This window comes from Novosphingobium piscinae, from assembly GCF_014230355.1.
Lineage (GTDB): Bacteria > Pseudomonadota > Alphaproteobacteria > Sphingomonadales > Sphingomonadaceae > Novosphingobium > Novosphingobium piscinae.
On record NZ_JACLAX010000005.1, the window covers coordinates 80,274 to 92,720 of the forward strand.

The following is a 12,447-nucleotide window of genomic DNA, read 5'->3' on the forward strand; positions in this document are numbered from 1 at the left end:
GCGGGAGGTCACATCAGACCGAGGGTCCCGCCCGCCGCGGCATAGGCCTGCAGCACGGCCAGCCGCTCCGGCGTCGACACTGCCGGCCGCGGCCCAACGCTATCGCCCAGGCCCATCACCGTCGCGCTGCGCGAGGTGACCGCGGGCCACGGGGACTGCGGAAGCCGGGGATCGCCGGTGCGAGCAAAGGCCAGCACGCGGTCCTGCCACTGGCGCACGATCACCCTGTCGGCGGCGGTAAAGACGCGATCGCCGAGCCCGATCGTGCCGAACAGGTAGGGCAGTCCCGAGCTGTGGAAAGCCCCCCACGGCTGCCCCCCGCGCACCGGCGGATAGGCATGATCGTAGAGATAGGCGAAGACCCGCTGGCCGTGCGCCGCGGTGCGCGCCCGCGACCAAATCAACAAGCCGGCCATGTAGCGGTCCCGCGCCAGCTCGCCGTTGGCGCGGATCGCCTCGGCCTCGGTGGCATGCGGATAAAGCGCCAGGAGCCGGTCGGCGAAGGCGCCATAACGCGCTCGCACCGCTGCCTCGAAAGCGGCCGGGCTGCGCACCGCCGGGTCGATCATCTCGGCCGCGTTGAAGCCGCTGAGCAGCGGCACCGGCGAAGCCACCGCCGCGGTTGCATCGGTCGGGTCATGCGGGATCAGCCGGCCATCGCGGTGCGGGACGAAAACCAGCCGCGGACGCCCGCCCTCAGCCGGGACAATGGCGCTAGCCGCGATCAGGCGCTCCGCCGGGAGCGTGCGCAATGTGGCAAGATCGGCCCCACCCAGCTGTGCAGCAAAGTCCGATCCTGCCGCTTCGCCCTGTGCCAGATCGGGGAGTTCGATCGCCATGCTGGCGCCGCTCAGCGAGATCGCGCGCTGAAACAGCCCACGTGCGGCCGGGGCGACCATCAGGTTGTTCACCGAGGCCGCTCCAGCCGATTCGCCGGCTACGGTAATCTGCGCCGGGTCGCCGCCGAAACGCGCGGCATGGGCCTTGATCCAGCGCAGCGCAGCGATCTGGTCGAGCAGGCCGTAGTTTCCGGCAGCGGCGCGATCTTCGGCGGTGAGCGCGGGATGGGCGAGGAAGCCGAACACGCCGAGGCGGTAGTTGATCGTCACCACGACGGCGCCGCGCGCCGCAAGCCGGGCGCCATCGTACAGAGGCATGTTGCCCGATCCGCCCTGGTAGGCCCCGCCGTGGATGAACACGAGCACCGGCAGCGGTTTCTTGCCAACGCGAGCCGGCCGCCACAGGTTCAGCGTGAGACAGTCCTCGCTGACCGGGGGCGCAGCGATGAACTCGGCCGAATAGGGACCCCAAGCCCCCGCAATGGCCTGCTGGCAGGCGGGGCCGCGCTGTGCCGCAGCCCGCACCCCTTTCCAGGGCAAGGCGGGTTGCGGCGCGCGCCAGCGGCCTGCACCGACCGGCGGTGCGGCATAGGGTATGCCCAGAAACGCCTCGGTTCCCGAAGCGGCGATGCCCTCCAGTTGACCCGCTGCGGTCGAGACCCGCGGCACAGCAGCCAGTGGTGCCGAGATGCCGGCCAGGGCGGCACTCACGATCAGGACCAGGGATTGGGGCGAACGGCTTATCTTCATGTCAAGCACTCTCGGTTGGCCGGGGCGCGGCACAGGCCGGCGATGACCAGCAGGGTAATGAACAGGAACAGGTTCTGGGTCAGCGCCGAAGCCTCGCCATGGGCAACATGGATCCAGGCCGACACGCACTGGCTGGCAGCCAGCCACACGGCGGCCTTCGCGGCGAAGGGACGGACGGGCCGGCCGATCCCGCCCAGGCCAGCGAGGGCCAGGGCCGCCGCCGCGACAAGCTCGGTCCAGCCCATTGGTCGACCGATCCATTGGGGCACGTGCGCGGTCCAGGCCCCATGCCGGACCAGTTCGGCCATCGGGGCGAAGGCCTTGTAGTAGCCGACGAACGCAAAAAACGCGGCCATTGGCACGACCAGGACGGTCAACAGAACCTCGCGTGCTGCGGCTGGCCCGCGTCCAGCCCGGCCTGAATTCAGCCCTTCCATGCCGCGCCTCTCCTTGTCCCAATAGCACGCTCCGGCGCCTTAATAAAAACAATATATTGATTCTAAAAATACACAAGGCCGGCCGGAAGGCGCTTGACGCCAACGGCATTTTTCAGAATAGTGGTTCCAATTAGGGCCCAGGCCCCAGGGGAGAGAATCCGACAGACCGGCAACCCGCCATGCGCGAGTCATCCGGCTTCGGCTTGACGCCCCGCCCCCCGAAAACCTCAGGCGGAGTTTTGAGGATGAGCAGTGCGATCAAGCGGGGCGTGAGCCTCTATTCCTACCAGAACGAGACCTTCCAGGGCCGGATGAGCCTCGAAGACTGCATCCGCACCAGCGCCGAGCTGGGCGCGAAGGGCATCGAGATCATCGGCGAGCAGACTTTCTGGGGCTGGCCCGAGTACGGCGCGGCCGATGCCGATGTCGAGACCTGGCACCGGCTGATCAAGCAGTACGATTGCGTACCGGTCAGCCACGACTTCATGCTGGACTACAAGCGCTACAAGGGCCGCGAGATGCTCTTCGCGGAGCAGGTCGCCAGCGTGAAGAAGGACATCGACTTCGGCGCCCGGCTGGGCATGAAGTACATCCGCGCGCTGGTTTCCATCTCGCCGGACGTGCTGGTCGCCGCGGCGCCGCATGCCGAGGAAAAAGGGATCAAGATCCTGATCGAGGTCCACGCCCCGCTGCACTTCGATCATCCCTGGATCATCCGCCATGCCGAGGCCTTCGAAAAGTCGGGCTCGGACGCGCTCGGCTTCCTGCCCGACATGGGCATGTTCCTGTTCTCCTTCCCGCCGGTATGGAAGGAGAAATTCATGCGCCTCGGCGTGCCCAAGACCATCGCCGACTACGTTGAAAAGGCCTATGAGGACCGGGTCCTGTCCGAGTACGTCATCCTCAACGTCCAGCAGATGGGCGGGGTGGGACCGGCGATCGCGATGGCCGAGACGCTGCGCCACAACGCCGCCTTCGAGCCGAAGCGGATGCTCGATCACATGGGCCGCATTCACAACATCCACGGCAAGTTCTACCAGATGACCGAGGACTATGTGGAGCCGTCGATCCCCTACGACGAGATCATCAAGGTGCTGCAGCAGGGCGGCTATCAGGGCTACATCTGCTCGGAGTATGAGGGCAACCGCTGGATCGAGGATGCCGAGGAGCCGGATTCGGTCGAACAGGTGCGCCGCCAGCAGGTGATGCTCGCCCGCCTGCTCGGCGAGGCCGAAGTGCCCACGATCAAGACCGCCCCGATCTCCGTGGCAGCCGAATAAGGAGACCCCGATCATGATGGACAACAAGATGATCGTCGAGGGCAGCCTCCAGTCGGTCGATGGCGGCTTCTCGTTCCTTGGGCGCCTGCCCTACTATCGCGGCCTTGGTCTTTCGATGATCGAGGACATCCAGGTCACGGTCGATGGCGAAGTGCAGCCGCGGGAGTCGGTCCGCTTCGCGGTGCGCGGCCAGACCTACACGCTCGACGAAATGGAAACGGTCTACGACAATCGCTGGAACTTCGGCGAGAAGGCCACGATTATCGTGCTGAACGGGGGCCTTGCCGCTGGCGATCACACGATCACCTTCGCAGTGCGCTATCGCGTATCCTACCTGCCCTTCGTTCCGACAACGAAGGACACCAAGGAACTCGCGCTGGCCGCCTGAGGCAAGCCCTGCGCTAAACCCGACGGGCCCCGGCATCCCGCGATGCCGGGGCCCGTTGTGGTTCAGCCGGCCGGCGGCTCGCCCCCGGCTTCGGCGCGGCGCAGTTGCATCAGCCGGCGGCGGGCACGGATCGCGGCGGCGTCCGCGGCCAGGCCTCCCAGCAGTCCTCATCGCCCGGCAGCCCCGCACCCGCATCGGGGCTGAGCAAGATGGTCGAAGCCAGAATTGGCGTGTCGAGTGACATCCAGCGGCAAGCCCGGTCGGACCGGGCTTGCCCGCGGGCTCCTGCCCTTATTCGATCCCCATCAGGCGCTTGTTGAGCGTACGGTCGGCGCCGCCCGCGGCGAAATCATCGAAGGCGTGTTCGGTGACGGTGATGATGTGGCGCTGGATGAACGGCGCCCCCTCGGCAGCGCCCTGCTCCGGATGCTTGAGCGCGCATTCCCATTCAAGCACGGCCCAGCCGGCATAGTCGTTCGCAGCCATCTTGCTGAAGATCGCCGGAAAATCGACCTGACCATCCCCCAGACTGCGGAACCGGCCGGGCCGGTCGACCCAAGACTGGTAGCCGCCATAGACCCCTGAGCGGCCATTGGGGCGGAACTCGGCGTCCTTCACGTGGAAGCACTTGATCCGCTCGTGGTAGATGTCGATGAACTGCAGGTAGTCGAGCTGCTGCAAGACGAGGTGGCTGGGATCGTAAAGGATGTTCGCACGCGGATGGTTGCCGACGCGCGCGAGGAACATCTCGAAGGTGACGCCGTCATGGAGGTCCTCGCCAGGATGGATCTCGTAGGCGGCATCGACCCCGTTTTCGTCGAACACGTCGAGGATCGGTTTCCAGCGGCGCGCCAGCTCGTCGAAGGCGTCCTCGACCAGGCCTGCCGGTCGTGCCGGCCAGGGGTAGAAATAGGGCCAGGCGAAGGCGCCCGAAAAGGTCGCATGGGCGGTCAGGCCCAGGCGGCGGCTGGCGACCGCGGCATGTTTGACCTGCTGCACCGCCCATTCCTGGCGGGCGACCGGATTGCCGTGGACCTGCGGCGGGGCGAACCCGTCGAACTGCGCATCATAGGCCGGGTGGACCGCCACCAGCTGCCCCTGCAGATGGGTGGAGAGCTCGGTGATCGCGAGCCCCTTGTCGGCAAGCATGCCCTTCACCTCGTCGCAGTAGGTTTGGCTTTCGGCGGCAAGGCGCAGGTCGAACAGGCGCGCATCCCAACTGGGGATCTGGATCCCCTTGTAGCCCAGCGCGGCCATGTACTCGGCAATCGCCGGCAGGCTGTTGAACGGGGCGGTGTCGCCGGCGAACTGGGCAAGGAAGATCCCCGGCCCCTTGATGGTCTTCATCCGATCGTTCCCTTCAGACGGAAAGCTTGACCCAGCCGGCCTTTGCCCGGCTGGCCTCGACCGCGGTGGCGATGAAGGCCATCCCGCGCAGGCCCGTGCCGATTCCCGGCAGCAGCGGAGCCTGCTCGCCGCGCAGCACGGCGGCGAAATCGCGGTACAGGTTGGCGAAGGCCTCGAGATAGCCCTCGGGATGGCCGGTCGGGGTGCGGGTGCGGCTCAGCGCGTCGGGGCCCAATTGCGGGCCGCCGGCATGGACGATCTCGGTCCGCCCATCGAGCGTATGCAAGGTCAAGGTGTTGGGCTGCTCCTGGCGCCACAGCAGTCCGCCCCGGTCGCCATAGAGCCGGATGCGCAACCCGTTGAGCTCGCCGACCTCGATCTGACTGGCCAGCAGGACGCCTCGCGCGCCATTGGCAAAGCGCAGCAACACCGTGCAATCGTCGTCCAGCGCCCGCCCTGGCACCACCGCGCCAAGATCGGCGAGCAGTTCGGTGACCTCCAGCCCGGTGATGAACTCGGCGAGTTGGAAGGCATGGACCCCGATGTCGCCGATACACCCACCGAGCCCAGAGCGTGCCGGATCAACCCGCCATTCGGCCTGCTTACCCGAGGCCTCGCCGGCAAGCCAGCCCTGCGGATACTCGACCACGACCTTGCGCACCGTTCCGACCGCACCGGCCGCGACGCGCGCCCGCGCCTCACGCACCAGCGGATAGCCCGAGTAGGTGTGGGTCACAGCAAACGGCAGCCCGCTCTCGCGCACGACAGCGGCCAGCGCATGGGCCTCGTCGAGGGTAGCCGTCAACGGCTTGTCGCAGATCACCGGCAGCCCGGCCTGCAGCGCCGCCCGCGCCGAAGGCAGATGGTTGTGATTGGGGGTGACCACTGCGACGAAGTCGATCCCGTCCGCCCGCGCCCGCTCTGTCGTGAACATCTCGGCAAGCGAACCGTAGGCACGGGCCGGGTCGATGCGGTAGGCACCGGCCGCGGCCTTGCTGCGCCCGGGATCGCTCGAAAAGACACCGGCGACGAGCTCGATCTCGCGGTCGAGTTCGGCCGCGAAGCGGTGTACCGGGCCGATGAAGGCCCCCGGTCCGCCACCGATCATTCCCATCCTCAGGCGCGTCATCGCCATTCCTCACCCTTTATGATTTGAAACACGAATTCTAGTTTGCTACACTTTCCGGCGTCAAGCGCGAAGAGCCCACTGCGAGGCCCGACGGAGAGCAGGACTGCCATGCTGAAGGAATTCTACAAGTCCCTGACCCTGAAGCCGCAGGGCTTCACCATGATCGTCGCCGGGTTCCTGCCTGTTTTCGCTATCATTGCCATGTTTCCTGTGGTGGCCGCGATCATCGCCCATTTCAAGGACGTACCCGGAGCTGCGATCAAGGTCCCGGCCATGGTCACCGCGCCGGGCTATGCGATCGCCGTGCTTGCCCCCTTCGCCGGCCTGTTCGTCGACCGGTTCGGCCGACGCCGGTTGCTGCTGGCCTGCACATTTTTCTATGGCATCGTCGGCACGGCCCCGTTTCTGCTGGAGGACCTCGACGCGATCATCGCCTCGCGCATCCTGCTGGGGGTTTGTGAGGCTGGCATCCTCACGATCGTCAATACCCTGATCGCCGACTACTGGGACGATCACGGTCGGCGCAACTGGCTGATGCTGCAAGGCCTGGTCGGTCCGCTGTTCCAGCCCGGGGTGTTCTTCCTGGTCGCGGCGGTCGCCGCGGTGCGCTGGAACGGGGGGTTCCTGGTCTATCTCATCGCCCTGCCGATCTTCGTCGCGATGTACTTCACGCTGTTCGAGCCGCGGCAGGAGGCTGCCCCGGCCACGGCATCCGGCAACGGGATCGAGGCCGAGCCTTTCCCGCTCAGCAGCGCATTGCAGGTTGGCGGACTGACATTGTTCGCCTCGGTGCTCTACTATGTCTTCATCGTCAACGGCAGCATTGCCTGGCGCGAGATCGGGGTGACTGATCCGATGGCCATCACCAAGGCCACGGCCGTGCCCAGCTTCTTCATCATGGCTGGATCGGTCGTGTTCCGGGTGGTCTCGCGCTGTTCGAATGCCGTGCAGATCGCCACCCTGTTGGGTCTGCTCGGCTTTGGGCTGGCAGGGATCGGCCTGTCGCAAACCGTGCTCGGGATGCAGGCGAGCCTGGTGATTCAGCAAACCGGAGCAGGCATGGCCGTGCCGGCGCTGATCGCCTGGGCCCAGTCGAAGTTCTCCTTCGTCCACCGTGGACGCGGCATGGGAATCTGGACCAGCGCATTCTTCCTCGGCCAGGCGATCTCGCCGCTCATCGTCGGCACCATCGCCCAGTCCGCCGGCTCCATGAAGACGGCTTTCGTGACCACCGGACTGATCGCTCTCGGCGCCGCGGTGTGCGCTGTGGCCGTGTCGCGGCTGGCCCCGCGGCCTGCCAAACTTGCCTGATCAGGATCGCGCGGGTGGTCCGGACTGGAGAACCCGCGAACCGGGATTTGGAGAACCACGCAGAGCCCGCTAAACGAGCCGGATCGACCCGCGATCCCTCTGCTCCGCTCCCCAGGACCCACCGCATGACCGCTTCAAGTCGCGCCAAGACCAAGACCGTTCCATTCAACGTCGAGTCAGTCAGCCGCACGCCGCAACAGGGCCGCAGCAAGGCCTCGCTCGAACGGATGCTGGGGGCGGCCCGGACGCTCATGGTGGAGCGAGGGAGCGAAGACTTCACGCTGATCGAAGTCAGCAAACGGGGCAACGTCTCGATCGGGTCGATCTATCTGCGGTTCGAGAGCAAGGACAACCTGGTGCGGGCCGTGATCGCCAATGCCATGGAAGACCTGACCCGGGCCGAGGCGGCGATGCTCGAGAGCTTGATGGCCCGCTGCACCACGCTGCGCGAGTTCGTGCCGCAGTTCGTCGAACATTACGCCAAGGTCCTGACCGAGAACGCAGCCCTGCTGCGCCTCGCCATGGCCCGTGCCGAACATGATCCACTGGTGGCCGGGCCGGGCAAGACCGCGGCGTTGCGTGCTGTCGAGAAATCCGTTGACGCGATGCTGCGCTATCCAGACGAATTCGGCGGGACCGATTGCAAGACGCGGGCAACGGCTGCCTATTACATCATCTTCGCCACCCTCGCCCGCCAGCTCAGCCTGGGTTCTTCGCGCGAGGCCGTGACCGATTATGACTGGGAGGAGCTGAAGCACGAGCTTGGCCGGATGTGCCTGGCCTATCTCACAGCCCCCTGAAGATCCATGGCGAACCGTCGGCGGGTGGCCGCCGCGGCAACGGGAGCAAGGACATGACCAAGATCTGGACGCTGGCAGCGACGCTCGCCGCGGCCCTCTGCAGCGTATCGGCAGCGGCCCAGCCCGCGCAGCCGTCACCGCCGGCCTTCCGGGTGGTTCCGACCACGCCGTCGCTACGCCCGGCGATTGAGCTGGGCGGCGGGACAGGTGCAGAGCAGTGGGAAGCCTTTGTCGATCAGGTCAGCGTCCGCAATGTCACGGGGGCCGCGCTCTACCCGGTCCTGCCGGCGAAGGGCCGCGGCAACGGCCAGGCCATCATCGTGGTGCCGGGCGGCGGCTACCGGTTCGTCTCGATCGAAAGCGAAGGTTTCCGCGTGGCCGAGGCGCTTGCCGCCGAAGGCTATGCCGCCTTCGTGCTGAAGTACCGTACCACGCCGACCGCGCGCGACATTCCCGCCTATCTGGCCGATACGATGCAGTTGTTCGCCAACCTCGGCAAGGGCGAGTTGGCGGACAATCCGCTCGCGGTCGATGATCTGGCGCGGGCGATCGGACACGTCCGCGCCCATGCCGCGGAATGGCAGGTCGATCCCGCGCGCGTCGGAGTGATCGGGTTCTCCGCCGGCTCGCGCACCGCGATCCGGCTGCTCGAGACCCAGGCCGGGGTGGCAGGTCAGCTCGCCACGGTTGCCCTGCTCTATCCACCGATGACCCAGCCGGTTAAGCCCGGCCCGCGCCCGCCCCTGTTCCTGGCGATCGCCAGCGACGACCCGCTGTTCCGTCAGGGCAAACTGACGCTGGTCGACCAGTGGCTCAACGACAGCCCGCAGGTCGAGTTCCACCTTTATGCCGGTGGGTCGCATGGTTTCGGCATGCGCCCCACCGGCCATACCAGCGACCTCTGGATCGGCCAGTACATCGCCTGGCTGAAGCGGCACTGAGCCCACACAACGCCCCGGAGGAGCAGACCTCCGGGGCTCTATCGGGGCATGGCCGGCACCGCGCCGTCAGGCGGCGAGGATCCGCCGGCACATCGCCTGGTGCCGCTCGACTTGGAGGAAGGCATCGCGGGTGTCATAGGCATGGCCTTCCCACTCGCTCACGATCGTGCCGGTGAAGCCACCGTCGCGGAACAGCGGCAAGATCGTGGCGTAGTCGATCGCTTCCTCGACCAGGTCCTCGCTGACGCCGTAGAACTTGCCATGGATATGGATCGTCCGGTCGACCAGCGCGGCCCAGCTTTTCGGATCGTTGTTCGACAGGATGAAAAAGGCCAGCGAGGCGGCCTGGATATGTGCCGGGGCATGACCTGCGGCGAGCGCCCATTCGCGCAGGCGTCCGGCCTTTTCGTGGCTCATCCCGCCTTCCAGCCAGACCTCCTTGAGCTTGTCGAGCAGGCTCTCCGCCGCCCCGGCGCGCCGGGCCGCCTCCAGCATCGATTCCGGGATCCGGCTGGCCGTGCCGCCGAAGTCCGGGATCCAGCCGAGCACCGGGGTATCGAGCTTGTCGTACATCTCGCCATAGGCCTGAACCGCGGGATGACCAGCCCACATCGGGGCGTGCACCTCCACCCCCATGCGAATGTCGAGCTCTTCGGCGTAGGGCGCGATCTCGGGCAGGAGATGAACCGGCAGGGCGAATTGGTAGCGCACCAATGAAAAGCCCATCTTCTTGGCCGAGCGCAGCTGGCGCTTGTGGTACTCGACCAAGTCGGCATCGTCGATCGGCTGCTGGCCAGGCTTGAGGAACCGGTCCGAGTTGATCGCACAAGACACCGGATTGAGCCCGGCCGCCGCGACCAGATCGCGGAACCGTGCCGCGAAATCGTCGCTGACGTCCGGGAACTCCTTGAAGTTCTGGAAGCCGATGATCTCGATGTTGGGTCCCAGCCCACGGCGGGCGACCTCCTGGAGCAGGTCCGGCAGCTCGAACTGGCGCAGCAACCACTCGTTGGTGAAGGAATAGAGCGTAACGCCGACCTGCGGCCCGCTAGCGGTGGTCATGGACATGTCCTCTCGTTCGCTCAGTTGATGCTGAGGGTCGCGGCCTGCGTGTTGAAACGCTTCATTCCGGGGATGTAGGGCGGGCTGACATACAGCGTCAGCGCCACGTCATGCGTCGACCCCGGGACGAGGTCCTGCCCGGGGACGATAAGGAACGCGCTATCGCGCACGAACCAGAAGGCATTGGTCTGATCGCCATTGGCCGCCAGCGGCCATTCCGCGCCGTCATAGGCGATCTTCGCGGCGCTGAGATCGACGCTCGCCCCGTCTACCTCAAGCGATTCCACCTCAACGACAGAGAACGGCAATGAACGGTACCACGGCAGCCGCATGGCCAGCCGCAGCGCCCCGTCAGCCATGGTCAGCCCTTCCTCCCCGATGATTCGCTCGACGGGTAGCATCGCACTCTCCTGCATTTAATTAGAAGTATGGTTCTAATAACTGCTTGACAGGGGGTCAAGCCTCGTGCTGAAAAAAGCGAACAGATATTCGCATACAGGCGCCGGGAGAGCATGGCCGAGTTTGACTACATCATCGTGGGCGCAGGCTCGGCCGGCTGTGTGTTGGCGAACCGCCTGAGCGCTGACGGCCGGCACCGCGTGCTGCTGATCGAGGACGGCGGCGACAACCAGCACCCGTTCATCAAGATGGCCGGGGGCTTCGTGAAGATCATGGGCAATCCGGCCTATTTCCGCGCGTTCCCGTCGGTCCAGCGCCCCGGCATGCGCAAGGAGATGCATGCCTACGGACGTGGGCTTGGCGGCTCCTCGGCCATCAACGGGACCTGGTACCTGCCCGGCATGCCGGCGGACTTCGACGGCTGGGTCAACCGCGGCCTGGTCGGCTGGGGGTGGGACGAGATTTCCCGCTGCTACCACCAGATCGAAAGCTACCGGGCGCCTGGCGCCCACCCCGGCCGCGGCCGGGACGGGGAGGTGGAGATCACCCCGTCGACCTACGCGTCACCGGTGTTCGACGCGCTCGTTGCGGCATTTGCGACAGCAGGTATGCCCTGGGTTCCCGACATCACCGCTCCGGGTATCACCGGGGTAGGCCGCACCCAGTACACGGTCGACCGGATGGGTCAGCGCGAAACCAGCTACACCGCCTTCGTCAAGCCGGTCCGCAACCGATCCAATCTGACCATCGCCACCGAAACCGCGGTCAAGCGGGTGCTGATCGAACAGGGTCGGGCCACCGGCGTGCTGTGTGAACGGGGCGGGGTGGAGCTATCCTACCGTGCTGCGGGCGAGGTGATTGTCTCGGCCGGGGTCTATGGCTCGCCGCAGATGTTGCAACTGTCCGGGATCGGCCCTGGTCCGGCCTTGCAAGCGCTTGGCCTGCCCGTGCTGCAGCACAGCCCGGCGGTCGGCCAGAACCTGGCCGACCATCAGAAATTCGGCGTCTCGTTCGACCTCCACAACCACCCCGGGACCAACCGCGAATTCGTGGGCTGGCGCTTGTACCGCAACGCCTTGCGCTACTTTCTGACCCGCACCGGCCCGCTCGCCCGGGTCGGGCTGCCGCTGACCGGCCTCATTTCAAGCGAGGGCCGCCCGGACTGGCCAGACTTCCAGCTCGCCGCAGCACCCTTCGCGATGCGGACCGTCAACGAGATGGCGGAGCGTCCCGGCAGTCCGATCACCGACAAACCGGGGCTGACCTTCTCCGGTTATCATCTGCGCCCGCGCAGCCGCGGCTCGGTCATGCTTACGGCGCCGGACATCCGCACTCCGCCGCTGATTGACGCCGCCATCTGGAGCGATCCCTACGATCAGCGGAAGGCGCTGGAACTGTTTCACCTGTTCCGCCGCATCGCCTCGGCCGAAGCGCTTGCTCCCTTTATCGGGGCGGAGCGGATGCCTGGGGCGCAACTGGCGGATGACGAAGCAATCATGCCGGAGCTGGCCAAGATGATCGAGACCGGGCTGCATGGCACGGGTACCTGCAGCATGGGGACCGACCCTGCGACCAGCGTCGTCGACGCGCGCTGCCGGGTGTTCGGGGTCGAGCGCCTGCGCGTGGTCGACTGTTCGATCATGCCCACCCCCGTTTCCGGCAACACCAATGGCCCGGCCATGGCTGTGGCCCAGCGTGCAGCCGAGTTGATCCTCGCCGACCACGCCGCCTGACCGAGCGCTCCCGCGTCATCACACCTCCTGC

General features: G+C 66.4%; 12 protein-coding genes. 6 read left to right on the top strand and 6 right to left on the bottom strand.

Going from position 1 to position 12,447, the window contains the following annotated elements:
* Positions 1-8: 8 nt before the first annotated feature.
* Positions 9-1,589 (bottom strand): carboxylesterase/lipase family protein, encoded by a 1,581-nt coding sequence (locus H7F53_RS06795; RefSeq protein ID WP_185678735.1) that lies wholly within the window; start codon positions 1,587-1,589, stop codon positions 9-11.
* Positions 1,586-1,945 (bottom strand): DoxX family protein, encoded by a 360-nt coding sequence (locus H7F53_RS06800; protein ID WP_185678736.1) that lies wholly within the window; start codon positions 1,943-1,945, stop codon positions 1,586-1,588. The genes H7F53_RS06795 and H7F53_RS06800 overlap by 4 nt, the downstream gene beginning before the upstream one ends.
* A gap of 326 nt (positions 1,946-2,271) precedes the next feature.
* Here H7F53_RS06800 and H7F53_RS06805 point away from each other — a divergent pair, with 326 nt between their 5' ends.
* Together H7F53_RS06805 and H7F53_RS06810 are read left to right on the top strand one after the other, a co-directional pair.
* Complete coding sequence (locus tag H7F53_RS06805; protein WP_185678737.1) at positions 2,272-3,306, top strand: sugar phosphate isomerase/epimerase family protein; 1,035 nt, start codon at positions 2,272-2,274, stop codon at positions 3,304-3,306.
* Positions 3,307-3,319: 13 nt separating this feature from the next.
* Entirely contained in the window at positions 3,320-3,694 is a 375-nt protein-coding gene (locus H7F53_RS06810) for a C-glycoside deglycosidase beta subunit domain-containing protein (RefSeq protein ID WP_185678738.1), read from the top strand.
* Positions 3,695-3,985: 291 nt separating this feature from the next.
* On the opposite strand, the gene H7F53_RS06815 is transcribed toward H7F53_RS06810, so the two are convergent.
* Positions 3,986-5,041, bottom strand: coding sequence for a sugar phosphate isomerase/epimerase family protein (locus tag H7F53_RS06815; RefSeq protein ID WP_185678739.1), 1,056 nt, complete (start codon positions 5,039-5,041; stop codon positions 3,986-3,988).
* Between the two features lie 13 nt (positions 5,042-5,054).
* Positions 5,055-6,170 (bottom strand): Gfo/Idh/MocA family oxidoreductase, encoded by a 1,116-nt coding sequence (locus H7F53_RS06820; RefSeq protein WP_185678740.1) that lies wholly within the window; start codon positions 6,168-6,170, stop codon positions 5,055-5,057.
* Between the two features lie 108 nt (positions 6,171-6,278).
* Between H7F53_RS06820 and H7F53_RS06825 the strand changes: the two genes are divergently transcribed.
* The 3 genes from H7F53_RS06825 (at position 6,279) to H7F53_RS06835 (ending at position 9,222) form a co-directional block, all read left to right on the top strand.
* Positions 6,279-7,481, top strand: coding sequence for an MFS transporter (locus tag H7F53_RS06825; protein WP_185678741.1), 1,203 nt, complete (start codon positions 6,279-6,281; stop codon positions 7,479-7,481).
* Between the two features lie 125 nt (positions 7,482-7,606).
* Entirely contained in the window at positions 7,607-8,281 is a 675-nt protein-coding gene (locus H7F53_RS06830; protein ID WP_185678742.1) for a TetR/AcrR family transcriptional regulator, read from the top strand.
* 53 nt (positions 8,282-8,334) lie between these two features.
* Complete coding sequence (locus H7F53_RS06835; RefSeq protein ID WP_185678743.1) at positions 8,335-9,222, top strand: alpha/beta hydrolase; 888 nt, start codon at positions 8,335-8,337, stop codon at positions 9,220-9,222.
* Positions 9,223-9,288: 66 nt separating this feature from the next.
* On the opposite strand, the gene H7F53_RS06840 is transcribed toward H7F53_RS06835, so the two are convergent.
* Together H7F53_RS06840 and H7F53_RS06845 are read right to left on the bottom strand one after the other, a co-directional pair.
* Positions 9,289-10,284, bottom strand: a complete 996-nt coding sequence (locus tag H7F53_RS06840; RefSeq protein ID WP_185678744.1) for a sugar phosphate isomerase/epimerase family protein — start codon at positions 10,282-10,284, stop codon at positions 9,289-9,291.
* 20 nt (positions 10,285-10,304) lie between these two features.
* Positions 10,305-10,685, bottom strand: coding sequence for a C-glycoside deglycosidase beta subunit domain-containing protein (locus H7F53_RS06845; protein WP_185678745.1), 381 nt, complete (start codon positions 10,683-10,685; stop codon positions 10,305-10,307).
* 111 nt (positions 10,686-10,796) lie between these two features.
* On the opposite strand from H7F53_RS06845, the gene H7F53_RS06850 reads away from it, so the two are divergent.
* Complete coding sequence (locus H7F53_RS06850) at positions 10,797-12,416, top strand: GMC family oxidoreductase (protein ID WP_185678746.1); 1,620 nt, start codon at positions 10,797-10,799, stop codon at positions 12,414-12,416.
* Positions 12,417-12,447: the final 31 nt, after the last annotated feature.

Bases quoted from the DNA above. Each gene is read 5' to 3' on its own strand.
- H7F53_RS06805 (WP_185678737.1), top strand. From the start codon at position 2,272: ATGAGCAGTGCGATCAAGCGGGGCGTGAGCCTCTATTCCTACCAGAAC.
- H7F53_RS06810 (WP_185678738.1), top strand. From the start codon at position 3,320: ATGATGGACAACAAGATGATCGTCGAGGGCAGCCTCCAGTCGGTCGAT.
- H7F53_RS06850 (WP_185678746.1), top strand. From the start codon at position 10,797: ATGGCCGAGTTTGACTACATCATCGTGGGCGCAGGCTCGGCCGGCTGT.
- H7F53_RS06820 (WP_185678740.1), bottom strand. From the start codon at position 6,170: ATGACGCGCCTGAGGATGGGAATGATCGGTGGCGGACCGGGGGCCTTC.
- H7F53_RS06830 (WP_185678742.1), top strand. From the start codon at position 7,607: ATGACCGCTTCAAGTCGCGCCAAGACCAAGACCGTTCCATTCAACGTC.
- H7F53_RS06825 (WP_185678741.1), top strand. From the start codon at position 6,279: ATGCTGAAGGAATTCTACAAGTCCCTGACCCTGAAGCCGCAGGGCTTC.
- H7F53_RS06835 (WP_185678743.1), top strand. From the start codon at position 8,335: ATGACCAAGATCTGGACGCTGGCAGCGACGCTCGCCGCGGCCCTCTGC.
- H7F53_RS06845 (WP_185678745.1), bottom strand. From the start codon at position 10,685: ATGCTACCCGTCGAGCGAATCATCGGGGAGGAAGGGCTGACCATGGCT.
- H7F53_RS06840 (WP_185678744.1), bottom strand. From the start codon at position 10,284: ATGACCACCGCTAGCGGGCCGCAGGTCGGCGTTACGCTCTATTCCTTC.
- H7F53_RS06795 (WP_185678735.1), bottom strand. From the start codon at position 1,589: ATGAAGATAAGCCGTTCGCCCCAATCCCTGGTCCTGATCGTGAGTGCC.
- H7F53_RS06800 (WP_185678736.1), bottom strand. From the start codon at position 1,945: ATGGCCGCGTTTTTTGCGTTCGTCGGCTACTACAAGGCCTTCGCCCCG.
- H7F53_RS06815 (WP_185678739.1), bottom strand. From the start codon at position 5,041: ATGAAGACCATCAAGGGGCCGGGGATCTTCCTTGCCCAGTTCGCCGGC.